Annotated in this window: 31 protein-coding genes; 22 read left to right on the forward strand and 9 right to left on the reverse strand. The window is 64.8% G+C overall.

What is annotated here, in order from left to right; translation table 11 throughout:
• Positions 1 to 85: 85 nt before the first annotated feature.
• The 4 genes from B6V73_RS01890 to B6V73_RS01905 all read right to left on the reverse strand — a co-directional run bounded on the left by B6V73_RS01890 (position 86) and on the right by B6V73_RS01905 (position 3,828).
• Entirely contained in the window at positions 86 to 991 is a 906-nt protein-coding gene (locus tag B6V73_RS01890) for a branched-chain amino acid ABC transporter permease (protein WP_075774919.1), read from the reverse strand.
• 54 nt (positions 992 to 1,045) lie between these two features.
• Entirely contained in the window at positions 1,046 to 1,753 is a 708-nt protein-coding gene (locus B6V73_RS01895) for an ABC transporter ATP-binding protein (protein ID WP_206184180.1), read from the reverse strand.
• Between the two features lie 11 nt (positions 1,754 to 1,764).
• Positions 1,765 to 2,538 carry an ABC transporter ATP-binding protein gene (locus B6V73_RS01900; RefSeq protein ID WP_075774921.1) on the reverse strand — a complete coding sequence of 258 codons (774 nt, stop codon included), beginning with the start codon at positions 2,536 to 2,538 and terminating at the stop codon, positions 1,765 to 1,767.
• Between the two features lie 72 nt (positions 2,539 to 2,610).
• Entirely contained in the window at positions 2,611 to 3,828 is a 1,218-nt protein-coding gene (locus tag B6V73_RS01905) for an ABC transporter substrate-binding protein (RefSeq protein WP_075774922.1), read from the reverse strand.
• A gap of 373 nt (positions 3,829 to 4,201) precedes the next feature.
• Between B6V73_RS01905 and B6V73_RS01910 the strand changes: the two genes are divergently transcribed.
• From B6V73_RS01910 to B6V73_RS01955, 12 genes are all read left to right on the forward strand, one after another.
• Positions 4,202 to 5,116 (forward strand): LysR family transcriptional regulator, encoded by a 915-nt coding sequence (locus tag B6V73_RS01910; RefSeq protein WP_088724358.1) that lies wholly within the window; start codon positions 4,202 to 4,204, stop codon positions 5,114 to 5,116.
• 234 nt (positions 5,117 to 5,350) lie between these two features.
• Positions 5,351 to 5,662 carry a virulence factor gene (locus B6V73_RS01915; RefSeq protein ID WP_075774924.1) on the forward strand — a complete coding sequence of 104 codons (312 nt, stop codon included), beginning with the start codon at positions 5,351 to 5,353 and terminating at the stop codon, positions 5,660 to 5,662.
• A gap of 14 nt (positions 5,663 to 5,676) precedes the next feature.
• Positions 5,677 to 6,570 (forward strand): 5,10-methylenetetrahydrofolate reductase, encoded by an 894-nt coding sequence (locus B6V73_RS01920; RefSeq protein WP_075774925.1) that lies wholly within the window; start codon positions 5,677 to 5,679, stop codon positions 6,568 to 6,570.
• Positions 6,567 to 7,553, forward strand: coding sequence for a methyltetrahydrofolate cobalamin methyltransferase (locus B6V73_RS01925; RefSeq protein ID WP_075774926.1), 987 nt, complete (start codon positions 6,567 to 6,569; stop codon positions 7,551 to 7,553). Before B6V73_RS01920 ends, B6V73_RS01925 begins: the two co-directional genes overlap by 4 nt.
• Before the next feature lie 371 nt (positions 7,554 to 7,924).
• On the forward strand, positions 7,925 to 9,415 hold the full coding sequence (locus B6V73_RS01930) for a DUF2927 domain-containing protein (protein ID WP_088724359.1): 1,491 nt from the start codon (positions 7,925 to 7,927) through the stop codon (positions 9,413 to 9,415).
• A 52-nt stretch (positions 9,416 to 9,467) separates the two neighbouring features.
• Positions 9,468 to 9,635: a hypothetical protein gene (locus B6V73_RS20655; RefSeq protein ID WP_165756950.1), complete on the forward strand. Its 168-nt coding sequence runs from the start codon at positions 9,468 to 9,470 to the stop codon at positions 9,633 to 9,635.
• Between the two features lie 13 nt (positions 9,636 to 9,648).
• Complete coding sequence (locus tag B6V73_RS01935; protein WP_088724360.1) at positions 9,649 to 10,830, forward strand: VWA domain-containing protein; 1,182 nt, start codon at positions 9,649 to 9,651, stop codon at positions 10,828 to 10,830.
• Entirely contained in the window at positions 10,827 to 11,201 is a 375-nt protein-coding gene (locus B6V73_RS20660) for a hypothetical protein (RefSeq protein WP_166504517.1), read from the forward strand. Before B6V73_RS01935 ends, B6V73_RS20660 begins: the two co-directional genes overlap by 4 nt.
• On the forward strand, positions 11,198 to 11,830 hold the full coding sequence (locus B6V73_RS01940; protein WP_075774929.1) for a DedA family protein: 633 nt from the start codon (positions 11,198 to 11,200) through the stop codon (positions 11,828 to 11,830). The genes B6V73_RS20660 and B6V73_RS01940 overlap by 4 nt, the downstream gene beginning before the upstream one ends.
• A 34-nt stretch (positions 11,831 to 11,864) precedes the next feature.
• Positions 11,865 to 12,557, forward strand: coding sequence for a M48 family metallopeptidase (locus B6V73_RS01945; RefSeq protein ID WP_088719358.1), 693 nt, complete (start codon positions 11,865 to 11,867; stop codon positions 12,555 to 12,557).
• 56 nt (positions 12,558 to 12,613) lie between these two features.
• Positions 12,614 to 13,876 (forward strand): hypothetical protein, encoded by a 1,263-nt coding sequence (locus B6V73_RS01950; RefSeq protein ID WP_088724362.1) that lies wholly within the window; start codon positions 12,614 to 12,616, stop codon positions 13,874 to 13,876.
• Positions 13,873 to 15,246, forward strand: a complete 1,374-nt coding sequence (locus B6V73_RS01955; protein ID WP_088724363.1) for a cytochrome P450 — start codon at positions 13,873 to 13,875, stop codon at positions 15,244 to 15,246. The genes B6V73_RS01950 and B6V73_RS01955 overlap by 4 nt, the downstream gene beginning before the upstream one ends.
• A gap of 10 nt (positions 15,247 to 15,256) precedes the next feature.
• On the opposite strand, the gene B6V73_RS01960 is transcribed toward B6V73_RS01955, so the two are convergent.
• Positions 15,257 to 15,931 (reverse strand): AAA family ATPase, encoded by a 675-nt coding sequence (locus tag B6V73_RS01960; protein ID WP_240504081.1) that lies wholly within the window; start codon positions 15,929 to 15,931, stop codon positions 15,257 to 15,259.
• Positions 15,931 to 16,548 (reverse strand): thiamine phosphate synthase, encoded by a 618-nt coding sequence (locus tag B6V73_RS01965; protein WP_088724364.1) that lies wholly within the window; start codon positions 16,546 to 16,548, stop codon positions 15,931 to 15,933. The genes B6V73_RS01960 and B6V73_RS01965 overlap by 1 nt, the downstream gene beginning before the upstream one ends.
• A gap of 100 nt (positions 16,549 to 16,648) precedes the next feature.
• Here B6V73_RS01965 and B6V73_RS01970 point away from each other — a divergent pair, with 100 nt between their 5' ends.
• The 7 genes from B6V73_RS01970 to B6V73_RS02000 all read left to right on the forward strand — a co-directional run bounded on the left by B6V73_RS01970 (position 16,649) and on the right by B6V73_RS02000 (position 22,176).
• Positions 16,649 to 17,404, forward strand: a complete 756-nt coding sequence (locus B6V73_RS01970; protein ID WP_088718535.1) for an RNA methyltransferase — start codon at positions 16,649 to 16,651, stop codon at positions 17,402 to 17,404.
• Positions 17,405 to 17,424: 20 nt separating this feature from the next.
• Positions 17,425 to 18,153, forward strand: coding sequence for a hypothetical protein (locus tag B6V73_RS01975; RefSeq protein WP_088724365.1), 729 nt, complete (start codon positions 17,425 to 17,427; stop codon positions 18,151 to 18,153).
• Between the two features lie 69 nt (positions 18,154 to 18,222).
• Positions 18,223 to 19,272 carry an alanine racemase gene (alr, locus tag B6V73_RS01980; protein WP_088724366.1) on the forward strand — a complete coding sequence of 350 codons (1,050 nt, stop codon included), beginning with the start codon at positions 18,223 to 18,225 and terminating at the stop codon, positions 19,270 to 19,272.
• Complete coding sequence (locus B6V73_RS01985; protein ID WP_075774936.1) at positions 19,269 to 20,060, forward strand: ABC transporter permease; 792 nt, start codon at positions 19,269 to 19,271, stop codon at positions 20,058 to 20,060. Before alr ends, B6V73_RS01985 begins: the two co-directional genes overlap by 4 nt.
• Complete coding sequence (locus B6V73_RS01990; RefSeq protein WP_088724367.1) at positions 20,057 to 20,803, forward strand: ATP-binding cassette domain-containing protein; 747 nt, start codon at positions 20,057 to 20,059, stop codon at positions 20,801 to 20,803. Before B6V73_RS01985 ends, B6V73_RS01990 begins: the two co-directional genes overlap by 4 nt.
• A gap of 125 nt (positions 20,804 to 20,928) precedes the next feature.
• Entirely contained in the window at positions 20,929 to 21,702 is a 774-nt protein-coding gene (locus B6V73_RS01995; protein ID WP_240504082.1) for a DNA repair protein, read from the forward strand.
• 36 nt (positions 21,703 to 21,738) lie between these two features.
• Positions 21,739 to 22,176: a paraquat-inducible protein A gene (locus B6V73_RS02000; RefSeq protein WP_088718531.1), complete on the forward strand. Its 438-nt coding sequence runs from the start codon at positions 21,739 to 21,741 to the stop codon at positions 22,174 to 22,176.
• A gap of 33 nt (positions 22,177 to 22,209) precedes the next feature.
• Here B6V73_RS02000 and B6V73_RS02005 read toward each other — a convergent pair whose 3' ends face one another.
• Both B6V73_RS02005 and B6V73_RS02010 read right to left on the reverse strand, forming a co-directional pair.
• Complete coding sequence (locus B6V73_RS02005) at positions 22,210 to 22,437, reverse strand: DUF1150 family protein (RefSeq protein WP_075774940.1); 228 nt, start codon at positions 22,435 to 22,437, stop codon at positions 22,210 to 22,212.
• A 23-nt stretch (positions 22,438 to 22,460) separates the two neighbouring features.
• Positions 22,461 to 22,871: an Hsp20 family protein gene (locus tag B6V73_RS02010; RefSeq protein WP_088724368.1), complete on the reverse strand. Its 411-nt coding sequence runs from the start codon at positions 22,869 to 22,871 to the stop codon at positions 22,461 to 22,463.
• Positions 22,872 to 23,103: 232 nt separating this feature from the next.
• Between B6V73_RS02010 and B6V73_RS02015 the strand changes: the two genes are divergently transcribed.
• From B6V73_RS02015 to B6V73_RS02025, 3 genes are all read left to right on the forward strand, one after another.
• The gene (locus B6V73_RS02015) at positions 23,104 to 23,322 is read left to right on the forward strand and encodes a DUF465 domain-containing protein (RefSeq protein WP_075774942.1); all 219 of its coding nucleotides are present in this window, start codon (positions 23,104 to 23,106) and stop codon (positions 23,320 to 23,322) included.
• A gap of 112 nt (positions 23,323 to 23,434) precedes the next feature.
• Positions 23,435 to 23,920, forward strand: coding sequence for a 5-(carboxyamino)imidazole ribonucleotide mutase (gene purE, locus B6V73_RS02020; RefSeq protein WP_088724369.1), 486 nt, complete (start codon positions 23,435 to 23,437; stop codon positions 23,918 to 23,920).
• Entirely contained in the window at positions 23,913 to 24,977 is a 1,065-nt protein-coding gene (locus B6V73_RS02025; protein WP_088724370.1) for a 5-(carboxyamino)imidazole ribonucleotide synthase, read from the forward strand. Before purE ends, B6V73_RS02025 begins: the two co-directional genes overlap by 8 nt.
• Positions 24,978 to 25,023: 46 nt before the next feature.
• Here the strand turns inward: B6V73_RS02025 and B6V73_RS02030 are convergent, their stop codons facing one another.
• Positions 25,024 to 25,827 (reverse strand): VOC family protein, encoded by an 804-nt coding sequence (locus B6V73_RS02030; protein ID WP_088724371.1) that lies wholly within the window; start codon positions 25,825 to 25,827, stop codon positions 25,024 to 25,026.
• Between the last annotated feature and the right edge of the window lies 1 nt (position 25,828).

Here is a 25,828-nt window from a genome sequence, read left to right on the forward strand (position 1 = left end):
CTTGTGGGTCTGGGGGCTGACGTCTTCCTGTTCGAATTCGCCGATTTCGCTCGTCGTGCTTGTCGTATTGCTCATGTCTTCACCCTCACCCTTGACGTCCGAAGAGGCCCGACGGGCGCACCAGAAGCACGATCACCATCAGCAGGAAGATCACCGTGTTCGCGGCAGGCGCGTAGAAGACCTTGGTCACGCCCTCGATCAGCCCCAGAGAGAAGCCGGTGATCACCGCCCCCGCAATCGAGCCCATGCCGCCGATCACGACGACCGCGAAGATCACGATGATCAGGTTCGCGCCCATCAGCGGGCTGACCGAGTAGATCGGCGCGGCCAGCACGCCGGCGAGCCCCGCGAGGCCGGTGCCGAAGCCGAAAGTCAGCATCACCATCAGCGGCACGTTGATCCCGAAGGCTTTCACCAGCTCGGGGTTCTCGGTGCCCGCGCGCAGCCGTGCGCCGATCCGGGTCCGTTCGATCACGTACCAGGTCACGAAGCAGACCACGATCGAGAAGATGATCACGAAGAGGCGGTATTTCGGGAACATCATGAAGCCGAGATTGGTCACGCCCTTCATGCTCTCGGGCATCCCCGGATAGGGCGTGCCGGAGGCGTTGAAGTAATTGATGAACAGGCCCTGCAGCACCAGCGTGATCCCGAAGGTCAGCAGCAGCGAGTAGATCGGGTCGAGCTTGTAGAGCCTGCGCAGCAGGAAGCGTTCGATCAGCATCCCGAAGCAGGCCACCAGGAGCGGCGCGAGGATCAGCGCCGGCCAGAAGCCGATATGCAGGTCCGCCATGCCGATCCACTGACCGACATAGGAATACAGGATCAGCGCGAGGAACGCGCCCAGCATGTAGAGCGCGCCATGCGCGAAATTGACCACGTTCAAGAGGCCGAAGATCACCGCGAGCCCGAGGCTCAGCATCGCGTAGAACACGCCGTTGTTTAGGCCCAGCATCCCCTGGGCAAGAATAAGTCGGATCATCGGATCCATCGGGGTTGTCCTCCCTGTCGGGTCTCGGGCGCCTGTGCCCGGCCCGGTTTCTCGTTACACGCTCAGGTAATGGTTCAGCCGGTCCATCGAGGCTTCGACCTGATCGGCTTCGATCACGTCGATCACCTCGCCATGTTCGATGACATAATGGCGGTCGGCGAGCGGGGCTGCGAAGCGGAAGTTCTGCTCCACCAGAACGATCGTGTAGCCGCGCGATTTCAGATCGCGGATCACGCGACCCAGCGTTTTCACGATCACGGGCGCAAGCCCTTCGGTGATCTCATCGAGCAGCAGCAGCCGCGAGCCGGTGCGCAGGATGCGCGCGATGGCCAGCATCTGCTGTTCGCCGCCCGAAAGCCGCGTGCCCATCCTCTTGCGGACATTGGCGAGGTTCGGGAACATCTCGAAGAGTTCCTCCACCGACATGCCGCCCTCGCCGACATTCGGCGGCAGCATCAGGTTTTCCTCGACATTGAGCGAGGCGAAGATGCCGCGCTCTTCGGGGCAATAGCCGATCCGTGCATCGGGCGAGATCTTGTGCGTGGGCTTCGTCAGAAACTCCTCGCCATTGATCTTGATCGAGCCTTCGCGGCGATCGACCATACCCATGATCGAACGCAGCGTGGTCGAACGGCCCGCGCCGTTGCGGCCCAGAAGGGTGATCAGCTGCCCCTCGCCCAGTTCGAGATTGATCCCGTGCAGGACGTGGCTCTCGCCATACCATGCGTGCAGATTCTCGATCTTGAGCATCGGTTTGGTCATGGTTGCGGTGCTCATGCGACCTCCTCCTGCTCGTCGGCGGAGACGCCCATGTAGGCCTCCATGACTTGCGGGTTCTTCGACACTTCGGAATAGGGCCCTTCGGCCAGCACTTCGCCGCGCGCCAGCACGGTGATCGTGTCGGCCAGTTCCGCCACGACGCCGAGGTTGTGCTCCACCATCACGATGGTACGCCCCTCGCGGACACGACCGATCAGCTCGGTCACGGCGCCCACGTCCTCGGTGCCCATGCCCTGGGTCGGCTCGTCGAGCAGCATCAGCTCGGGCTCCAGCCCCAGCGTCGTCGCGATCTCGAGCGCGCGTTTGCGGCCGTAGGGCAGCTCCACCGCTTTGAGATGGGCGAAGTCCTTCAGCCCCACCTGATCGAGTGCGGCGACGGCTTTCGCGTCGAGGTCGTGCAGCACCGATTTGGAGCGCCAAAACTGATAGCTCACGCCCAGCGAGCGTTGCAGCGCGAGGCGCACGTTTTCCAGCGCCGTCAGGTGCGGAAAGACCGCGGAAATCTGGAACGACCGAACGATGCCCATATTGGCGATCTCGGCGGGTTTGCGATTGGTGATATCGCGGTCGTTGAAGAGGATCTTGCCCGACGTGGGCGTGATGAATTTCGTCAGCAGGTTGAACATCGTGGTCTTGCCCGCGCCGTTCGGGCCGATGATCGCGTGAATGGCGCCGCGCTTGATGCGCAGGTTCACGTCATTGACGGCCACGAAGCCGCCGAAACTCTTGGTCAGGTTCTTGGCCTCGAGAATGATATCGTCGCTCATGGTCTCGCTTTCGGACTGATACGCAGGCGCAGGGCGGTCGCGATGCCGCCCTGCGCCAAGGATTTGTTCAGATCACTTGTTGACCAGCTTGCAGCCGCCCGCTTCGAGCGAAGCATAGGCCTCTTTGCCCGGAATGGTGCGCGCCACGTCGGCCACGTCCCACGGATCTTCGCCGCCTTCTTTGACCTTCAGCAGATACATGTCGTGCTCCAGCAGGCCGTCGGGACGGATGGTGCCGCCCTTGGCGAAGAAGTCGTCGATCTTCATCTTGCCGAGCTGCTCACGCACCTTGTCGGAATCGTCGGTGCCCGCCGCCTTGATCGCCTCGAGATAGGCCATGGTCAGCGAGTAGTCCGCAGCGTGCACGAAGGTCGGCGCTTCGCCGCCCGAGAACTTCTCGTACTCTTCCTTCCACTTGCGGCTCTCGTCGTCCATGTTCCAGTACCAACCGGTGGTGAACTGGAGGCCCTTGGCGACGTCGGTGCCGAGCGATTTCACGTCCGAGATCAGCACCAGCATACCAGCGAGCTGCTGGCCACCGGCGACGATGCCGAATTCATGCGCCTGCTTGATCGAGTTCACGGTGTCCTGACCGGCATTGGCCAGACCGATCACTTTAGCGCCCGAGCTTTGCGCCTGCAGCAGGTACGAGGAGAAGTCGGTCGATGCCAGCGGCACGTCCGAGCTGCCCACGACCGAACCGCCGAGGTTCTTCACGACTTCCGAGGTGTTGTCCTGCAGCGCATGGCCGAAAGCGTAGTCAGCGGTGATGAAGTACCAGCTGTCGCCGCCGTTCTTCACGACCGCCGTCGCGGTGCCGACCGGCAGCGCGTGGGTGTCGTAGCCGTAGTGGATGCCATATTTCGAGCAGTTCTCGCCGGTCAGCGCCGCGGTGGCAGCGCCGGTTGCGAAGGTGATGGTCTTCTTCTCGGAAGCGAGTTGCTGCACGGCAAGCGCCACGGCCGAGTTGGTCAGGTCGGCGATCATGTCGACATGCTCTTGGTCGATCCACTCGCGTGCGGTGGCCGACCCGACATCCGCCTTGTTCTGGTGGTCAGCCGAGATCACTTCGATCGGCTTGCCGAGAACTTCGCCGCCGAAGTCGCGTACGGCCATTTTCACCGCGTCGACCGCGCCCTTACCCGAGAAACCGGTCGAGTAGACGCCGGACATATCGCCGAGCACACCGATCTTCACCGAGCCGTTCGAAATCGCGTCCTGCGCCATCGCGCCGCCTGCGGCAATGCTAAGCGCCGCGGCACTTACACCTGCGTAAATAGCTGATTTCATCAACATTCCTCCCATTGGTTGATAGATTTGGCTCTCTTGCGCATCGCGCCATGAGAACACGCCGACGGGACGCTTCTCTGGTCCCTGCCGGATTACGATCCTGTTTTTCTCCTCACACGGCCGTCCCTGCTCCTCGACGCGACCGCTGGCGAATTCAGCTTGGAAACGAGGGGACATTCAAGTGCTTGCGCCACCGCAGTTCCCTTCAAGCCGATAAATTCATTGTCAGCGCTCCCATCATAGGCAGAAACCGGCCATGTGCAAAAGGCTAGGTGGGAAAATACGCGCGGCCATGCCACGTATCGCCAAACGCATGTGCAAGAATGCCCATATAGCCCGTTTTTACGACACACGACTGCAAAAAGGACCGGCAATGAGCTTCGATTGGGACGATCTGCGATTCTTTCTCTCGGTGGCCCGGGCCGGGCGCCTGACCGTCGCGGCCCGCGCGATGGGCACCGATCATGCCACGGTATCACGCCGGGTCAAATCTCTGGAGACCCAGCTTGGCGCGCAATTGTTCGAGCGCAGCCCGCGCGGCTATGCGCTGTCGGAACATGGCGAGCGGCTTCTGGCGAAGGCCGAGCAGATCGAGAATGTCGCGGCACGCGTGCAGGACGAATTGTCGGGCACGCTCTATGCGCTGTCCGGCACGGTGCGGATCGGCGCGCCCGATGCGTTCGGGGCGTTCTTTCTCGCGCCGCGGCTGGCGGATTTCATCAAGGCCAATCCCGAGCTGGAGGCGCAGCTGGTCGCCACGCCGCGCCTGTTCTCGCTCTCGAAGCGCGAGGCGGATATCGCGATCACCCTGTCGCGCCCCGAAAAGGGGCGGCTCGTGTCGCGCAAGCTCACCGAATACACGCTGCATTTCTACGCCTCCCCCGACTACCTCGCCCGCAATTCGGCGATCAACCGCAAGGAGGACCTGCTGAAGCACCCGCTGGTCGGCTATATCCCGGAACTGATCTACACGCCGGAGCTGGATTACCTGTCGGTCATGCTGGGCGATCACACGCCGCGCCTGTCCTCGACCAATCTCTTCGCGCACAAGCAGGTGGCCGAGGCCGGAGGCGGGATCGCGGTGCTGCCCGATTTCCTCGCCCGCCACTCGACGAAGCTGGTGCCGATCCTGCCCGACGAGATCGAGATTCGCCGCACCTTCTGGCTGGTCACTCATGAAGACCTGCACGAGATCGCCCGCGTCCGCGCCGCGATGCGCTTCATCGCCGAAGAGGTTTCCAAGAGCCGCGCCGAGTTCCTGCCCCGGATCACCGCCCTGTCGGATTGAACTGGGCGACGCGGCGGGCCGATTGGGTCAGCGATGGAGCGCGGTCGATTGAGCCGCGCTCATGATCTTGGCGCGGATTATTCCGATGCGCAGCGCTGGCCCAGGCCCCTGCCCGCCTGCTATCACCTGCCCCACAGTCACCGGCACGTCGCTCACCCGCGACGGAATGTCGAAAATCCACCGCGCCCGGCGTCGCTTTCGGGCAATTCTGGCCCCACGAGGAGAGAGATTCGCATGGCACAGATCACCTTGGTCTATTGGCGCGACATCCCGGCCCAGATCATCGCGGGCAAGGGACGCCGTGGCGTCAAGAAACCACTGCCCGAACGGTTCGAGCAGGCGATCGACCGCGCGGCCATGAAGATCGGCGCCCGCGACAGCGACGCCTATCTGGCCGAGTGGCGCAAGGTGCCCGAGGGCGAGGAGCCCGGCGACGATGCCGAGGCGGCCGAGGCCGTGCTGGCGCGTATCCTCTCTGACTACGACGACGCGCGGTTGCGCGCGTTGATTGCCAATGACGGCTGGAACCCCCAGCCCGACGCGTAAGGGAGAATAGGCGCATGGCTCTTGTGAATTTCCGCCGCGAGGCTGCGAAACCGGTCCGCCCGCCGGTGAACGCCAATATGGTGGCCCTGCTGGACGGCGCCTCGGTCGAGGTCATGCCGCGCACCGCCGCGAAGGTGGAAAGCTTCGCGCCTTTGTTCGCGAAGGGCTCCCGCGTCTATATCGCCCATATCGACGGCACGCCCTTCGAGGAAATGCTCGCCACGGCCAAGCGGCTGCGCGAAGAGGGTTTCGAGCCGATGCCGCACTTCCCGGCGCGCATCATCCGCGACGAAGCGCAGCTCAATGACTGGGTCTCACGCTACCGTGGCGAAGCAGGTGTCGAGCAGGCGCTGCTGCTGGGCGGCGGCGTGGCCGAGCCGAAGGGCGACTTCCACTGCGCCATGCAGATGATCGAGACCGGCGCCTTCGACGGCTTCGCCCGTCTTCATGTCGCCGGCCACCCCGAGGGCAACCGCGACATCGATCCCAATGGCGGCGAGGCAGAGGTGATGGCCGCGCTGAAGCTCAAGCAGGATTTCGCGAACCGCACCGATGCGGATATGGCGATCGCCACGCAATTCGCCTTCGAGGCCGGTCCGATCCGGGACTGGGCCAAGCGTCTCGAGGCCAACGGCATCGAAATGCCGGTCCATCTGGGCATCGCGGGCCCCGCGAAACTGCAGACGCTGCTGAAGTTCGCCATCGCCTGCGGCGTCGGCCCTTCGCTGAAAGTGCTGCAAAAGCGCGCCCGCGACGTGACGAAGCTGCTGCTGCCCTTCGAGCCGACCGAATTGCTGACCGATCTGGCCGCCGATCGCCCGTCGAATATCGAAGCCGTGCATTTCTTCCCGCTGGGCGGTATCACCGCCACAGCCAATTGGATCGCCGAACAGAGAGGCCATGAATGACCCGCACCGTCCTTGAGTCCAAAACCAAAACCGTCGTGATCGGCTTTGACGAGCCCTTCTGCGTCATCGGTGAGCGGATCAACCCCACCGGCCGCAAGAAGCTGGCCGCCGAGCTCGAGCAAGGCGATTTCTCGACCGTCGAGAAAGACGCGCTCGAGCAGGTCGCCTGCGGCGCCACGGTTCTGGACATCAATTCGGGCGCGGTGTTCTCGAACAAGATGGCCGAAGACCCGCGCTATGCGGATAACAACTTCGTCGAACCCTCGCTGATGCGCGATCTGATCAACTGCGTGCAGGGCGTGATCGACGTGCCGCTGTGCATCGACAGCTCGGTTCCGGCCGCGCTCGAGGCGGGTCTGGAAGCCGCCGAAGGCCGTCCGCTGCTGAACTCGGTGACGGGCGAGGAAGAGCGTCTGGAACTGGTTCTGCCGCTGGTGAAGAAATACAACGTGCCGGTCGTCGCGATCTCGAACGACGACACCGGGATTTCCGAAGATCCCGACGTGCGTTTCGCCGTGGCCAAGAAGATCGTCGAGCGCGCCGCCGATTTCGGCATCCCCGCGCATGACATCGTCGTCGATCCGCTGGTGATGCCGGTGGGCGCGATGGCCTCCGCGGGCCGTCAGGTCTTCACGCTTGTCAACCGCCTGCGCGACGAGCTGGGCGTGAACACCACCTGCGGCGCGTCGAACATCTCCTTTGGCCTTCCGAACCGCCACGGGATCAACGGGGCCTACCTGCCTATGGCGATCGGCGCCGGCATGACCTCGGCGATCATGAACCCGGTGCGCAATCAGGAGATGGAAGCGATCCGCGCCGCCAACCTGCTGATGAACCACGACCCGAACGGGATGGAGTGGATCCGCCTGTCGAAGACGCTCGACGCGATGAAAGAGGGCGGCATCAGCTTCGCCGAAGCCTCGGCAGCCGCGGCCACCTCCTCCGCCGGTGGGCGTCGTGGCGGGCGCCGTCGCCGCGCCTGATCCGACCCACAAAGACAGTCGAACGCCCGGGGCTCGCTCCGGGCGTTTCGCATTTTGCGCATCGCGTTTCTTCCACTCCGGATTTGAGGCCTTTCCAGCGGCTATTGTTGCGCAAACCGGCACAAATCGTCCGCAGTTCCACGACAATGGCGGTTATCACGGCGCGATTCGCGGAGTCGTGATCAATCAGAGCTCCCGCGCACAGAAGCCGTCTCATTCAGCATATTGCAGCCTCAGCCGCGCTGCGGACCGGCGGGATATCGCCGCTTCGCGCCCCGGGGCTCGAAAATTCCGATTGTAAGGCAAAGATTTACTGGCAGGGCTTAAACCCGTATGTGTACCTTGCGGCATCGAACTGGGAACACGCTGCCATGCGCTTAGCATTCAAACTGCTCAGCGCGGCCTCTCTGGCGCCTGCGCACCTTGAGACGGCATCGCGCACCGGCTTGTTGAAAGCCTCGTCCCCCGGACGCGCTGCGGCGCGGGCGGGCACGCTCGCCGCGCTGATCGTCGCGGGCGGTCTCGCCGCCTGCTCGACCAACAGCCCCGAGGTGACGACGACCCGTGGCACGGCCCAACTTCTCGATCTCTCCGCGCCCGATCTGGCGCCAGGGCTCGAGACCGCTCCCTCGTCTGAGCGGCTGCCCGATAACAGCCAACTGGGCGCCGACTTCATGGAGCTCAGCTTTTTCCTCGAATCCGGGCGCGCGCTGCCGCGCTTCACCCGGTTCGAAGGTCCCGTCTCGATCACGCTCGCCGGCAACGCCCCGCCCGTCGCGCAGACCGAACTGGGTCATCTGGTCCACCGGCTGCAGACCGAGGCGGGGCTGAACGTGTCGACCGAACCGGGCAATGCCAACACGATCTCTGTGCAATTCGTTCCCCAACGGCAGATGCGGCGCGAGGTTCCGAATGTCGCCTGTTTCGTGGTGCCCAATGTCGAAAGCTGGACGGATTACCGCAACTCGCATGGCGACGAGGCCAGCGATTGGGCCAAGCTGACGCAGCGCCATTCCGCCACCGTGTTCATCCCCGCCGACTCCACGCCGCAGGAAATCCGCGACTGCCTGCATGAGGAGGTCAGCCAGGCGCTCGGGCCGGTGAACGATCTCTACCGCCTGCCCGATACGGTCTGGAACGACGACAATTTCCACACCGTGCTGACCAAGTTCGACATGACGATCCTGCGGGCCTATTACGACCCGGCGCTGCATACCGGCATGAGCCCCGACGAAGTGCGCGCGGCCCTGCCCGCGATCCTGTCGAAGATCCACCCGTCGGGCGGCCAGATGCGCACCCTGCCCGCCGATCCGACACCGCGCGCCTATGTTAAGGCGATCACCACCGCGCTCGGTCAAGGCGCGAGCGACAAGCGCCGTCGTGCCGCCGCCGAACGCGCCACGGAGATCGCCACCAGCCGGGGCTGGCATGACAGCCGCGCGGCGTTTGCGTGGTTCGCGGTCGGGCGGCTGACGATGAAGACCGATCCCGAGAAAGCCGTCGCGGCCTACAAGAAGGCAGGCCGGATCTACCGCGCAACGCCGGGCGCGGAAATTCAGGCCGCCCATATCGACATGCAGCTTGCGGCCTACGCACTTGGCACGGGCCGCGCGCAGGAGGCGGTGACGCTGGTGAACCGCGCGCTGGCCTCCGATGTCTCGACCGAGAACGCCTCGCTGATGGCCACGCTCTACATGATCCGCGCCGAAGCCTATGGCCAGCTTGGTGACGCTACGCAGGAACATCAGGCTCGTCTCGACATGCAGCAATGGGCGCGCTATGGATTTGGCTCGGACGCGGCGGTTACACGCCGCGCGAAAGAGGTGGCGGCCCTCGCCAATGCGGGCGCTCGCGTGAACTGACCGCAAAAGGCGGGCCGGGCGCGCCCGGACCAAGACCGCAAGGGGGCGCAGCATGTATGTTCTGGCAGGGGTGGTGATCGGGCTGATCTGGGGCGACTGGAAGGCCCGCAAACGCGGCGGCAACAAGCTCGACCGGGCGCAATATGCCGCCGTTCACGCGATCGGGCTGGCGCTGGTGGGCCTCTTCGTCACCGTGATCATCAACCGCATCTGGGCATAATCGGAGGGCGGAGATGTTCCTGCCATTCTTCGATGCTCTGCGGCGCGGCGGTGTCCCCGTCTCTCTGCGCGAATATCTGAGCTTTCTCGAAGGGCTGGCCGCGGGGCTTTGCACCTACGACATCGACGGGTTCTACTATTTCGCCCGCGCCGCGATGGTGAAGGACGAACGCTTCCTCGACCGGTTCGACCGCGCGTTCTCCGAGGCCTTCTCGGGGCTGGAGACGATCACGCCGGACGATGTGCTCAACGCCGTCGATCTACCCGAGGAATGGCTGCGCAAGCAGCTTGAGAAACACCTAACAGACGACGAAAAAGCGCAGATCGAGGCGCTCGGCGGGTTCGACAACCTGATGGAAACGCTGAAAAAGCGGCTCGAGGAGCAGAAAGGTCGCCATCAGGGCGGCAGCAAATGGATCGGTACGGGGGGCACCTCGCCCTTCGGTGCTTATGGCTACAATCCGGAAGGCGTTCGCATCGGCCAGAAGGAAAGCCGTCACCAGCGCGCCGTGAAGGTCTGGGACAAGCGCGAGTTTCGCGATTTCGACGACACGGTGGAGCTGGGCACCCGCAACATCAAGGTGGCGCTCAAGCGCCTGCGCCAATGGGCGCGGCACGGCGCGAACGAGGAACTGGACCTGCCCGGCACGATCCGCGCCTCGGCCGAAGCCGGCTATATCGACGTCAAGACCCGGCCCGAGCGGCATAACGCGGTGAAGGTCGTGCTGTTTCTCGATGTGGGCGGCTCGATGGACGCCCATGTGCAGCTGGTGGAGGAACTGTTCTCCGCCGCCAAATCCGAGTTCAAGCATCTCGAGCACTGGTATTTCCACAATTGCCTCTACGAAGGCGTCTGGAAATCGAACAAGCGCCGCTGGAACGAGGCGACGCCGACCTGGGACGTGCTCCATCGCTACGGGCCCGATTACAAATGCATCTTCGTGGGCGACGCCTCGATGTCGCCCTATGAGATCACCCATCGCGGCGGCGCAAACGAACATTGGAATGACGAAGCGGGCCATGTCTGGCTGACACGCGCGCGCGAGCAATGGCCCGATCACACATGGCTCAACCCGATCCCGGAACGCGGCTGGGGTTATACGCCGTCGATCGAGATCATCCGCGAGATTTTCGAGAACCGAATGCATCCGCTGACCCTCGAAGGGATCACCGCGGCGATGAAGGAACTCGGATGAACCGGCTGCGCTACCTCTGGGGGCATCACAAGATCGCCTCGCTGGGCTTTATCCTCGCGGTCGCGCTGTCGCTGTTCTTCGGCGCAAGGTTCGTCTCGCGCGCGATCTACTGGTCGGACCCCGCCCATCTGCATCAAAGCCCAGAGGAATGGATGACGCCGGGCTATATCGCGCGCAGCTGGCATCTGAAGATCGAGGAAGTCGACGCGATCCTCGGCATCGAGGACGGCCACGCGCTGGTCGGCGACGGACGCCCGACGCTGGAACGTATCGCGAAGGCCAAGGGCGAGCCGCTGCAGGACCTGATGCGCAAACTCTCTCTCGGCCTGCCGAAGACGATCGCCGACAAAGAAGCGCGACCGCCGCAATGAGTTTCTCCGACCTTTCAGACTGGCTGCTCGCGCAGGTGCCGCTCTATGGGCCTTGGCTGTTAGGTCTGACGACCTTCCTGAGCTGCCTCGCGATCCCGGTCCCCTCCTCGCTGATGATGATCGCGAGCGGAGCCTTCGTGGCCTCGGGCGATCTGGACCTCGCGACGGTCGCGGGCGCAGCCTTCACCGGCGCGATCCTCGGCGATCAGCTGGGCTTTCAGCTCGGCCGCCGGGCCGAGCGGTTCCTGCCGCAGCCCGGCACCAGACGCGGCGCCCTGGTGGACAAGGCGATGGCCGCCCTGCGCAGGCGCGGCGCGGTCACGGTGTTCTTCACCCGCTGGATGTTCTCCGCGCTCGGCCCTTGGGTGAACCTCGCAGCCGGCGCCTCGGGCTTTGCGCATCGGCGTTTCACGCTGGCCGATCTGGCGGGCGAAGCGGTCTGGGTCACCGCCTATGTGGGCCTCGGCATCACTTTCGGGGCCAATCTGGACGCGGCCGCCGAACTTGCGGGCAACGCGCTGGGGCTGTTGGGCGCGGGTGCGGCCGCCTTCGCCTTCGGCTGGTGGCTCTGGCACGCGGCCAAGCGCGCGCCCAAAGCCCCCCATCCGACGCCTGATCACGACGCTTGATCACGGGCCCGCGAGCCGCCATATCCATCTCATGTTGTTCCGCCTTCTCCCGATCCTGCTGCTGGTCCTCTACGGCTTCGCCATGTGGCATTTCTCGACCTGGCAACTCAAACGCCAGCTGAACGGGAATTCGCGCCGGTTGCGCGACAGCAAGCTGGAGCCCTATCTCGACCGGCTCGCCGCCGCGCTCGAAGTCTCGGAAATCCCCGTCCATGTCTACCAGATCGAACCGGTCAACGGCCTCGCCGCCCCCGATGGCCGCGTCTTCATCACCGAAGGCTTCATGCGCAAATATCGCAACCGCGAAGTCTCGGCCGAGGAGCTGACCTCGGTGATCGCGCATGAGTTGGGCCATGTCGCCTTGGGCCATTCGCGCCGCCGCATGATCGACTTCTCGGGTCAGAACGCCCTGCGCGCCGTGCTGATGACAGTGCTTGGCCGCTTCATCCCGTTCATCGGTCCGTGGATCGCCAATCTGATCACCGCCGCACTCGCTGCCCGCCTCAGCCAGCGAGACGAGTTCGAGGCCGATGAATTCGCCTCGGCACTGATGATCAAGGCGGGCTTCGGCACCGCGCCGCAGGTCTCGCTTTTCCGCAAGCTCGATGCGCTGACCAAGAACGCGGGCCAGACCACGCCCGCCTGGTTGCTCACCCACCCCAAGACTGAAAGGCGCATCGCCGCGATCGAGGCGAACCAGTTGCGCTGGTCACGCGCAGAGCGCTGATTTTCCTTACTTTCGCCGCGCAGGGCCGCTAATCTGCCCGCGAGGAAGGGCAGCGAATGACAAGCGGGTCTAAAGGGCGGGTGCACAGGCGCCGGGTGTTCTACATTCCGGGCTACGACCCGATTCACCCCCGCCGCTACCGCGAGCTCTACCGCAAGGAAGGCGCAGACCAGGCCCGCATCTCGGGCTACCAGATCGCGCTGGCGCCCAAGCGCGCAGGCGGCCCCTATGGCTGGCACGTCACCTCCACCCAGGACGGCGCAGAGGTCGAGGCCGATGTCGAAGTGCTCGTCTGGTCCGATATCGTGCGCTCATCGATGGGCAAATCGATCCCCGCGACCTACGCGCAACTGATCCGCACCGCATGGGCCTATATCGCCTCCGGCGCGCTGTTCCGGCTGATGAGGCTGCGCAAAGGCCCGGTGATCGCCGCGCTCTACCCGATCGTGGCACTGATCGTGCAGGCGCTGATCGGGTTCGGCCTTGGCTGGGCTACCGCAGCACTCGCATTGACGCGCCTTCCCGGCTTCCCGCTCGACTGGCTCGCAGGCCTCATTCTCGGCGCCGCGATCCTTACCCTCACCCTGCGCTGGTTCCGAGGCAAAGACGGCAAGCTCTTCGCCTATTACCTGATGCATGACTACGCCTTCACCGCACGCTGGGGCGGCGCGAACCCGCCAGAGCTGGAAGCGCGCATGGCCGAGTTCGCCACCCGCATCGAAGACGCCATGCGAGAGGACTGGGATGAAGTCCTGATCGTCGGCCATTCCTCGGGCGCCCATCTCGCCGTCTCGATCCTCGCCGACCTGATCCGCGAGAACCGCCTCCCCAGTTCGGGCTTGTCGAAATATCCCGGGGGTCCGGGGGCAGCGCCCCCGGCGCTCGCCTTCCTCTCGCTCGGTCAGGTCATCCCGATGGTCAGCTACCTCCCCCGCGCCACCCGCCTGCGCGCAGATCTTCAGTTCCTCGCCACGCGGCCCGAGCTGTTCTGGCTCGACGTCACCGCGCCGGGCGATGGCTGCGCCTTCGCGCTCTGCGATCCGGTTGCGGTCTCGGGCGTGACCCCGGAGGGCCAGATCCACCCGCTGGTGATCTCCGCCGCCTTCACCCAGACTCTCAGCCCTGCACGTTGGAAAGACCTCCGCTGGCGCTTCTTCCGGCTGCATTTCCAGTACCTCTGCGCCTTCGACCGGCCAAGGGATTACGACTATTTCCGCCTGACCGCCGGACCGCTGACCCTGGCCGAACGCTTCCACGGTCGCCCGCCATCGAAGAGCCGGATCACGACGCCCGCGAACCGGTTCTCGAGCGTCACATGAGCCAGCCCTCCCGCCTACCCCCGAAACCGACCCCGCGCCCGGATCGCGTCTCTCTCTGGCGCTATTTCCGGCTGTTCAAATCCGACATCCTCTCCGCCCAGCCCGCGCGTCTCTATCGCGCGTGGATGGCGGAGTTCCGCACGCCGTTCTTCCGCTCCTACATGTGCAACGACCCCGATCTGGTCGATCTGGTGCTCAACAAACGCCCGATGGATTTCCCGAAATCCGACCGAGTGCGCGAGGGGCTGAAACCGCTTCTCCGCGAGAGCGTCTTCATCACCAATGGCGAACAATGGCAGCGCCAGCGCCGGATCATCGACCCGGCCTTCGAGGGCGGCAAACTGCGCGAGACATTCCCGGCGATGTGGGCAGCGGGCGAGGCTTGCGTCGAACGGCTGAAGATGAAGACCGGAACCGAACCGATTGATATTGAAACGGAAACCTCCCACGTCGCGGCCGATATCATCTTTCGCACCCTATTCTCGATCCCGATCGAGGATAAGACCGCCAGCGCCGTCTTCGCAGCCTTCAAGCGCCATCAGCGCGCCTCTCCGGTGGTCAATCTTGGCGCGCTGCTGCCGCTGCCGCGCTGGTTTCCGCGCTTTCATGCGCGCGAGACGAAGCGCACGGCCGCCCATATCCGCACGCTGATCAAGCGGCTGACGACAGAGCGCGCCGCCCGGATCGCCGCCGGCACCGCGCCCGACGATCTGGCGACCAAGATCATGACCACCGCCGATCCCGAAACCGGCGAGACCTTCGACACCGCCGAGATGGTCGATCAGGTCGCGATCTTCTTTCTTGCGGGCCACGAGACTTCGGCTTCGGCGCTGGCATGGGCGCTCTATCTGCTGGCGACGCATCCGGAATGGCAGGACCGAGTGGCCGAAGAGGCAACGACTGCACTGGCGGAAAGTCACAACTTTTCCGTGCTTTCCAAGCTGAAGTTGAACCGCGCCACATTCCGTGAGGCGATGCGGCTTTACCCGCCGGTGCCGATGTTCGTGCGCGAGGCGACCGGCCCGGAAACCTTCCGCAGGCGCGACGTCAAACCGGGCAGTCAGGTCGTCATCTCACCGTGGCACCTGCATCGCCACGAACGGCTATGGGACAATCCCGACGGGTTCGACCCGAGCCGCTGGGAGACCGAGAACGGCAAGTCCTGCCAGCGCCGCGCCTATATCCCGTTCTCCTCGGGCGCGCGGGTCTGCCCCGGTGCAGGCTTCGCGATGGCGGAGGGGCCGCTTCTGCTCGCGATGCTGCTGCGGGTGTTTCGGTTCGAGGCTGTCGAGGGCCGCGAACCGGTCCCTGTCGCGCATCTGACGGTGCGCGGCAAGGACGGGATTTATCTCAGGATTTCCATGCGTTGAGACGCGAAGCTCAGTCCCGCACGACGAGATCGGCGGCGCGGCTCTCGCGCGTGATGGTGCGGCCATTGGGCAAGTCGTTTTCCTCGACGCGGCGGCGCGTCTCGGCCAGATCGCAGCCCTGATCGCTCCAGCGTTGAGTCAGCCGCTCGCGCAGCACCTCTTCAGGCAGATCAATGCGGATCGTAAGATCGAAAAGCGGATAGAGATCGCTCCAACCGGGCCGCGTCAGCAGCAGGTAATTGCCCTCGACGATCAGGTATTTCGCCGAGCCCGGCACGTTTGCACCGCCCGGAACGGTGGCGTCCAGATCGCGGTCGAAGGTCGGCACCGCCTCGTCCTGACGGCTCGATTTCAGCCGTGCAAGAAGTTGTGAAAACCCCTCCGTATCAAATGTTTCCGGTGCGCCCTTCACGTTACGCAGGCCGCGTGCGTCGAGCCAGTCATTGTCGCGGTGAAACCCGTCCATCGCGACAATCGCCGATTGCTCTCCGAGCGCCTCGGCGAGTTCATGCGCGAGATGCGACTTGCCCGCACCGGGGCCGCCGACCAGCCCGATCAGCAGCCGCTCGCCCGGAAGCTGGCGGATATGAGAGGCCAGATCGGCGCGCGGCACCTGCAGCTCGCTCTCCATGAAGGCCCCGTAATCGCCCATCGGGCCGTCGCTATCGCCGAGCCAATCCGGCATCACGACATCGCCTTGATGAACCGTCCCAAAGCTGCGGCCGGGTCGTCTTCGCGCCAGACCTCGTCGCCGAAGGCGAACCAGTCGGTGACGGGGGCGAATTTCGTGACCAATTCCTCGGTCAGCGCGCCTTCGGCCACCACCGGGACTTCGATCACTTCCGACCACCAGGCGAACAGCTCGTGCTCGGCGGGTTCGGCCGTCCCCAGATTGGTCTCGCCGATCGGGCCGAAGCAGACATAGTCGGCGCCCGCCTCGCCCGCGTTCATCCCCTCATGGCGGGAATTGCCGCAGAAACTGCCGACGATCGCGTCGTCGCCCAGCTCCTTGCGGCCATAGCGGATCTGCTTCGCGCCATCGATGAAATGCACCCCGTCGAGCCCGTGGCGTTCAACGAGGGCGACATGGGATTCGATGACCAGCGCCACGTCGCGGGCATGGGCCACTTCGCGCATCGCGTCGGCGATCCGACCGATCTCGTATTCGTCGCGGCTGGCGAGCGACAGGCGGATGCAGGCGATCTCATGCGCATCGAGCACCGAGGCCAGTTTCGGCGCGAATTCCTCGGTGTCGAAAGCGGGCGGCGTGATCAGGTAAATCTGCGGGCGGTCTTCGGCCATGGGCAGGCTCCTTTGCGGGTCTTGGGCGCCTATTAACGCAAGCGGCGCGGCCTTGCCAGTGCCAGCTTGCGCGACTAGGAGAGGCGCGAAAGGACCGCCCATGCCCCATACGCCTGAAATTCCCGATCCCGCCCAGCCCGCCTTCATCCTCGTGCGTCCGCAGATGGGCGAGAATATCGGGGCGGCGGCGCGCGCGATGCTCAACTTCTCGCTGCGCAAGATGCGTCTGGTGGAGCCGCGCGACGGCTGGCCCAATCCGAAAGCGGTGGCGATGGCCTCGGGGGCGGCGGGGCAGGTGCTCGATTTCGCGGGCGTCTATGACAGCGTGGCGGACGCGGTCGCCGATTGCGATTACGTCTTTGCCACCACCGCGCGGGGCCGTGAGTTGCCCAAACCCATCTACACGCCCGAGGCGGCGATGGACGAGGCGCGCAAACGCATCGTCGCAGGCCAGAAGGTCGGCGTGCTTTTCGGGCCCGAACGCACGGGGCTGGAGAATGACGACATCCTGCGTGCCAATGCGATCATCACCGTGCCGGTGAACCCGGAGTTCTTCTCGCTCAACCTCGCGCAGGCGGTGCTGCTGTCGGCCTATGAGTATTCGCGCCACACGCTGGAGTCCGTCCCGATCGATCCGGGACTTGCGGGCCATGATCCTGCAAGCGCGGTCGAGGTCGAGAAGCTGGGCGATCACTTCGAGCAGCGGCTCGAGGAGGCGGGCTTCTTCCACCCGCCCGCGAAGGCCCCGATGATGAAGCGCAACCTGCGCAACATGTGGACGCGCTTCGCGATGACGCGCTCGGAGGTGCAGACACTGCACGGCGCGCTGCGACAAATCCTCCGCGGGCGCGACTGACGCTTGGTGAAAACCGTGGCATGCGCCATCTTGGCGGCATGTGGCGAGTGATCCGGGTCTCTCTATTGGCGCTTCTGGCGGGCGGGCTTCTGGGCCTGATCGCTCTCTTGTGGTTCTATCCGGTACTGGCGGCGGGGCTATACCCGCGCTGCTTCGGGCTGGACCGGGCCGCGCCGGGCATTTTCGTCGAGCATGAGATGAGCCGCGCAGAGCGCCGCGATCTGGTCGAGACGGTCGATGCGGCACGCGACACGGTGGGACGGTTCTATCCGAGGCGCGAAGCCCATATCCGCATTCTCGCCTGCACGAGCGACGCCTGCGACCGCCGCCTTGGTGGGCGGGGTGCGGCGGCAGTGACCTATTCGTTCGGGGCCTGGGCGGTGGTGCGCGTGGCCCCGCGCGGGCTGACCGAGACGATCCTTGCGCATGAGCTGACCCATACAGAGACCCATGCCCGGCTGGGGGTGCTGGGTCAGGTACGCGGACGCATGCCTGCGTGGTTCGACGAGGGGTTAGCGGTGCTGGTCTCGAACGATCCGCGCTATCTCGGGCCAGGCTCGGGCATCGGGCGCTGTCAGGCGCTGCCGCGCGCCGATCTGCCCAGCTCGCCCTTCGACTGGGCACCGCAGGCCGGGCGCGACAACCGACTTTATGCCGAAGCCGCCTGCGCCGTGCTGATCTGGGAGACGCATCAGGGCGGGCCGGAGGCCATCCTTGCGCGGCTGGACGACGGGCGCAGCTTTCCCTGAAACGCAGCCATGCGCGAGGCGTGCGCGGATTGCGCTTGACCTGAGGGCGTGTGCGCAGAAAAAGGGGCCATGGCACAGGCACATCTTCATATCGACCTCGACGCCGTGGTCAGCAATTGGCGCGCGCTCGACGCGCAATCGGGTGAGGCGACGCGCACGGCGGCGGTCGTGAAAGCCGACAGCTACGGCTTGGGCGCAGAGCGCATCGCCCCAGCGCTTTACCGGGCGGGTGCGCGGGACTTCTTCGTCGCGCTGGCCGAGGAAGGCGCGAAGCTGCGTCCGCATCTGGGCGAAGACGCGCGGATCTTCGTTCTTGGCGGTCATATGGCGGGCGATGCGGGTTTCCTGCGCGACGCGCGGCTGATCCCGATGCTGAACTCTGGCGAACAGGCGCAGCGGCATCTGCAGGCGATCCCCGAAAGCCCCGTGGGCGTACAGCTCGACACCGGGATGAACCGGCTCGGGATGGAGGCTGCCGACTGGCAGGCCGCCGCCCCGCAGCTGATGGAGCGCGGGATCGAATTGGTGATGAGCCATCTCGCCTGTTCCGACGAACCCGACCACGAGATGAACGCCAAGCAGCTGGCCGAGTTCAAACGCATGACCGACGGGATGGGGTTGAAACGCTCGCTTTCGGCGACGGGCGGCATTCTGCTCGGGCCGGACTATCATTTCGACGTGACACGCCCCGGCATCGGCCTTTACGGCGGGCGCCCCTTCGAAGAGGCGCGCCACGTCGTGACCCTCTCGCTGCCGGTGATCCAGACCCGGATCGTCGAGCCTGGCGAAACCGTGGGCTACGGCAACACCTGGACCGCCGAGCGCGAGACGAAGATCGCGACGCTCTCGGCGGGCTATGCCGACGGAATTCACCGCGTGCTGTCAAACATCACGAACCTTTACGCGGGCGACACGCCCTGCCCGCTTCGGGGCCGCGTCTCGATGGACCTGCTGACGGTGGATGTGACCGATCTCGATACGGTGCCCGACACGCTAGATCTGCTCGGGCCGCATCAGGGTGTCGACACGCTGGCGGATCTCGCGGGCACGATCGGCTACGAGATCCTGACCTCGCTCGGCCCCCGCTATGCCCGCCGCTACGCGGAGCCCGCCGCATGACTGCAACGGCGCTCAGCCGGCCGCTGGCCACGCTCGGCCGGGCCACGCTCGCGCTTCTGGCGGAGACGGGGCGGCTGTCGCGCTTCGTGGGCGAGACGCTGAGCCACCTGCTCCGCCCGCCCTTCTACCTGCGCGAATTCTGGCTCGCTTGTCTCAATATCGGCTGGCTGTCGCTGCCGGTTGTGGGGATGACCGCCCTGTTCACCGGCGCGGCGCTGGCGCTGCAGATCTACGCGGGCGGCGCGCGCTTCTCGGCAGAGCAGGTCGTGCCCTCGATCACCGCGATCGGAATGGTGCGTGAACTTGGCCCCGTCCTGGGCGGCTTGATGGTGGCGGCGCGTGTAGCCTCATCCATCGCGGCCGAAATCGGCACGATGAAAGTGACCGAGCAGATCGACGCGCTCACCACGCTCTCGACCAACCCGATGAAATATCTCACCGTGCCGCGCGTGCTGGCCGCGACGCTTTGCGTGCCGATGCTGGTCGGCGTGGGCGACGTGATCGGGATCATGGGCGGCTGGGTGGTCGGCGTGAACCGTCTCGGCTTCAACTCCGCCACCTACCTCAAGAATACGTGGGATTTCCTCGAGTTCTGGGACGTGGGATCGGGCCTCGTGAAGGGCGCGGCCTTCGGCTTCATCGTGGCGACGATGGGCTGCTATCACGGAATGAATTCGGGCCGCGGCGCGCAGGGCGTGGGCCGGGCGACGAAATCGGCGGTGGTCGCCGCCTCGGTCGCGATCCTCGCCGCGAATTACGTGCTGACGGAGGCGTTCTTCTCGGCATGATCACCCTCGACGCCATAACCAAGAGCTTCGGATCGAACCACGTCCTGCGCGGCGTCGATCTGGTGGTGCCGACGGGGCAATCGACGGTCATCATCGGTGGCTCGGGCACCGGCAAATCGGTACTGCTGAAGTGCATCCTCGGGCTGGTCAAACCCGATAGCGGGACGATCACGCTCGACGGGGTCGATGTCCGCACCGGGGAGCGCGACGCCTTCCTCGCCCGCTTCGGGATGCTGTTTCAAGGCGGCGCGCTGTTCGACAGCTTTTCCGTCTGGGAGAACGTCGCTTTCCGCCTGCTGCGCGGCGCGCTGAAGCGCCCCAAGGCGGAAGCGCGCGAGATCGCGGTGGAGAAGCTGCGCCGGGTGGGCCTGTCGCCGGATGTGGCGGACCTATATCCGGCGGAACTCTCGGGCGGGATGCAGAAACGCGTCGGCCTTGCCCGCGCGATCGCCGCAGAGCCCGAGATCATCTTCTTCGACGAACCCACCACCGGGCTCGACCCGATCATGGCGGGTGTCATCAACGAGCTGATCCGCGAGATCGTCACCGAGATGGGCGCGACCGCGATGACGATCACCCATGACATGACCTCGGTCCGCGCGATTGCCGACCGCGTTGCAATGCTCCAAGCGGGCAAAATTCGATGGGAAGGTCCGATCTCGGAAATGGACGCGACTTCAGACCCTTACGTCCAGCAGTTCATCCACGGACGTGCGGACGGACCGATCGAAACGCTTCGCTGACACACAGGCTGCGGAACCAAGCGAATTTCCGCGCATTCTCCCCAAGTGCTTGATCCGCCAACGAGACTCAAACTCGGACCGGTTCCGGCCAACATCTTCAACAAGGGGACCGGGGGGTTCAGACAATGCAAACCGAACACGTTGGGAGTGCCAATCTAGACCGTATCAACGCGGCGATTGGCCAAGCACTTACCGTCACCGTCGCAATCACCGCACTCGCCGCGATCGGCGCGGTCGCTGCGGCGTCGCTCGGCCTGATGCCGTGGCTCAGTCTCGAGGCGCAATTCGGCGACACTGTCCTGCCTGATTTCGGCGCCTGGCTACAGGTTGGCGCAGCGCTTCTGGCGCTGATCCTGTTGCTTTATCTACCCTCCTGCTCGCGCGTGTCGAAGCTCGAAGGCAGTCATCGGCGGTTCCACGTCGACATGGATGACGTGACCCGCGCCTATCGCAGCGCGCATGATGCGGACCGCGCAGGCGTTTTTGCGCTGTCGGGCGAGTTCGACGCCATGCGCGAACGCATCAGCTATCTGCGCCAACATCCCGACCTGGGAGGGCTCGAGCCGGAGCTGCTGGAACTGGCCGCACAGATGAGCCTGCAATCGCGCGACCTCGCGAAGGTCTATTCCGAGGAAAAGGTCAAACGCGCCCGCGCCTTCCTCGAACAGCGCCAACAGGAGGCGGAGACGCTGGGCGATCAGATCGCGGTCGCCCGTGGAACCTGCACGCAGCTTCGCGAATGGCTGACCGATGTCGAGACCGAGGAGCGCGAGGTGAACGCCGAGTTTCGCCTGCTGGAGCGCGACCTGCGTGACATCCTGCCGCTGCTGGGCTACGAAATCGAAGACGGCCCGCAGCCCAACGTGGTGCCGATCGCGAAGAAAGAATCCAAGTCGTAACGGGGCCGAAGCGTCCCTCGGGAAGAGCGCCGGTCGATGCTGAAATTCGCCAATCTGGCGCTCTTGCTGCTCTTTCCCCTCGCATGGGCCGCGCCGCTTCTGCGCGCGGGGCTCTTGCCCTTCTTCGGGCTGGAGGAAATCTCGGTGCTCAGCGGGCTGCAGACACTGTGGCGGACCGATGTGTTTCTCGCCCTGCTCGTCAGTTTTCTGGCCCTGTTTGCCCCCTATCTGAAGGTGATCGGCGTCGCGCTGATCCAGTTCGATCTGGCATCGCCGCGCCTGCTGCCGACGCTGAACGTCTTGGGCAAGCTGGCGATGGCCGACATCTTCCTGATCGCGATCTATATCGTCGTGGCGAAGGGCGTGGGCGTCGGGCGCCTCGAGACGGCCTGGGGGCTGTACCTGTTTACCGGATGCGTCGCGGCCTCCTTCGCGATCTCGCATCTGGAAATGAAAAAGGCGCCGCGAGGGTGATCCCCCGGGCGCCTTTCGCGTCCGTTCAACCGATCAATGGACCGAGACCGGGTCCAGATCGTTCTGCCGGGCCAGCGAGAAGGCCAGCTTGCGGTCCTTCACCAGCGCGAGCCGTTCGCCATCGCTGTCATGCACCGCATAGAGGTGATCGACATCGTCCAGTTCGGCCCGGATTTCCTCGGGCAGATCAACGACCGCCACTTCGCGAACATAGACGATGGGATGTTCGGCCTTATCGCCGAAATCGTATTCCGTATTCATTGCGCTTTTCCTTTCCTGCCTGATTATTTCCGCTCGATCGGGATGGTCTGCACGATCGTCTCGGGCGGCGCCCTGTTCAGATCGACATGCAGTAGACCGTTCTCGATCGTGGCGGCTGCGACCTCGACCCCTTCGGCGAGCACGAAGCTGCGCTGAAAGGCCCGTGCGGCGATCCCGCGATGAAGGAACAGGCGGTCGCCCTCCTCCTCGCTTTGACGGCCGCGGATCACCAAAGCCCGGTCTTCGAGCGTGATCGCGAGGTCTTCCTCTCGGAAGCCTGCCACTGCGAGCGTGATGCGGAACGCATCCTCGCCGCGTTGTTCTATGTTATACGGCGGATAGGCATCCGATCCCTTGGCGGTGCGTTCCACCAGCCGTTCCAGCTGGTCGAAGCCCAGCAGGTAGGGATGTGCGCCAAAACTCAGTTTCGTCATTCGGCAAGCCCTTGATCAAGCGACGTTGCAAGTTCGGGCCCCGATCTTCGGCAGCCCACTAGTCAAATATGGGCGGCGTGGAAGCCCCCTGCAAGCCCCCGCCGTCCATTTACGCTAAGGGCAAATTTTCTCCTAAGTCGTTCGAAACCTGTTATATTGACCCTCCCCCCTGACGGGCCCAGCCGAGTCGGGCGGAGGGTAAATCGCGCAACCAGAACCGGATGATACGGATATGAACGCCCATCTCGAGATGGATCATGAAGAAGTGCTGCGGGTGAAGCTGGAAGTGCTGCGGCGTGAACACCGCGATCTGGACGAGGCGATCTCTGCCCTCACGCAGGCGGTGCATTCCGATCAGCTGCGCCTCGTGCGACTGAAAAAGCAGAAGCTTGCCCTGAAAGACGAGATCGCGCGGATCGAAGACCAGCTCACGCCCGACATCATCGCCTGATCCCCGAATTGATCCCGATCCGATCGGCGCTGCAGCCCTGCCGGGGCTTGCCGGGGCTTGCCGCGACGGCACAGATTCCTATAGTGCGCGCTCCATCTGAAAAGGGGGCGTCATGAGCGTGAAAGTGGGAATCATCATGGGCAGTCAGTCCGACTGGACCACGATGAAAGAGGCGGCGGAAATCCTCGACGAACTCGGTGTGGAATACGAGGCGAAGATCGTCTCGGCCCATCGCACCCCCGACAGGCTCTGGTCCTACGGCAAGACCGCCGTGGAGCGTGGTCTGCACGTCATCATCGCAGGCGCGGGCGGTGCCGCGCACCTGCCCGGCATGATGGCCTCGAAAACCCGCGTGCCGGTGATCGGCGTGCCGGTGCAGACCCGGGCGCTCTCGGGCGTCGACAGCCTCTATTCCATCGTGCAGATGCCCAAGGGCTTCCCCGTCGCGACGATGGCGATCGGCGCGGCGGGTGCCGCCAATGCGGGCCTGATGGCCGCTGCCATCCTTGCGGTGTCGGACGAGGATCTGGCGAAGCGGCTCGATGACTGGCGCGAGAAGCTCTCGGCCTCGATCAAGGAGGAGCCGGAAGATGAGTGAGCCGCTGCCCTATGGGTCGGTGATCGGCATCCTGGGCGGCGGTCAGCTGGGACGGATGCTCTCCGTCGCGGCCTCGCGTCTGGGCTACAAGACCCACATCTTCGAGCCGGGCGCGAACCCGCCCGCAGGTGACGTGGCCCATGCGGTGACGACTGCGCCCTATGAGGACGAGGCCGCGCTGCGCGCTTTCGCCCAAGCCGTGGACGTCATCACCTACGAGTTCGAGAATGTCCCGACTTCGGCGCTCGATCTGCTGGAAACCCTCAAACCGATCCGCCCCAACCGCAAGGCGCTCGCCGTCAGCCAGGACCGTCTGGTTGAGAAAGCCTTCCTCAACGACCTGGGCCTCGCCACAGCACCTTTCGCCGCCGTGGACGATATCGAGGACCTCAAGGAAGCGATCGCCGAGATCGGCTGCCCCGCGATCCTGAAGACACGCCGCTTCGGCTATGACGGCAAGGGACAGGTGGTGATCAACGCGCCCGAAGAGGCTGCCGCCGCGCTGGAGGACATGAAGGGCGCGCCTGCGATCCTCGAAGGCTTCGTGGAGTTCTTCAAGGAAATCTCCGTGATCGGCGCGCGCGCCGAGGATGGCGCGATCTCCTGCTACGATCCGGGCCAGAACAAGCATGAGGGCGGCATCCTGCGCACCACGCTGGTGCCCGCCGCGATCACTGACAGCCAGCGCACCGATGCGGTACTGCTGGCGGCGAAGATCCTCAACAAGCTCGATTATGTCGGCGTGATGGGGGTCGAGCTGTTCGTCACCCGCGACGCGCTGATCGTGAACGAGATCGCCCCGCGCGTGCATAATTCCGGCCACTGGACGCAGGCGGGCTGCGCGGTCGACCAGTTCGAGCAACATATCCGGGCCGTGACCGGCTGGCCGCTGGGCGATGGCGGGCGCCATTGCGACGTCGAGATGGAGAACCTGATCGGCGACGACATGGACCGCGTGCCGCGGCTGGCGAAGCTCGCGCGGTATCAGATCCATCTCTATGGCAAGGCCGAGGTGAAGCCGGGCCGCAAGATGGGCCATGTGAACCACATCCTGTAAGTGAAAAAGGCGCCCATCGCGGGCGCCTTTCTCTTATGTCGCACGATCACTTCGCGGACCATGTGAAGCGCGTGCCCCACGGGTCTGCCACGCTGTCGCCATAGGCCTCGCGGAAGGCGGCGAGCGGCTCGGCATCGGCCTTCAGCCCCACCGCGGCCAGACCGGTCACGGGCTGGTGACGCTCCTTGGCGCCGCGGCTGTTCCAGATATTCGTGGCGAGGTGGTGGTGATAGCCGCCCCAGCCGTGGAAATTCGCTCCCGGATAGCGGGCCATCACATCCGCACCGAGCGTCTCTGCATAGAACGGCTCCGCCGGATCGAGCGCACCGACCTGCAGGTGAACGTGCCCGATCACCGAACCCTTCGGCGCGCCGCGCCACGGGCCGCGGGCCTGCGCCATCACGTCAGCCAGATCGAGCAGGTCGGTCACCATCGCGATCATCCCGTCCTTGCGCGGCCAGTCTTCGCGGGCACGGTCACGGTAGATCTCGATCCCGTTGCCTTCGGGGTCGTGCAGATAGACCGCCTCGCTCACGAGGTGATCGGACGCCCCGTCGAGCCGGATGCCTTTCTCGGCGGCGTGGTTCAGCCACGCGCCCAGATCGGCGCGGTCGGGCAGCAGAAAGGCGGTGTGAAACAGTCCCGCCTCTGCCCGGCTCGATTTGCGCGCCTCCGGGTCGGCTTTCAGGATCACGAGCACCTTGCCATCGACGCCGTAACGCGCCTCGGCAGTGTCACCCCCGATCCGCTCCAGCCCGAGCACGCTCTCGTAGAACGCGCCCACCGCCGGGAGGTCACGGACCACGAGGGTCACATGGCCGATTTCGACATTTGCATCACTGGTCGCCATC

This window comes from Thioclava sp. JM3 (assembly GCF_002213185.1).
Classification (GTDB): domain Bacteria; phylum Pseudomonadota; class Alphaproteobacteria; order Rhodobacterales; family Rhodobacteraceae; genus Thioclava; species Thioclava nitratireducens.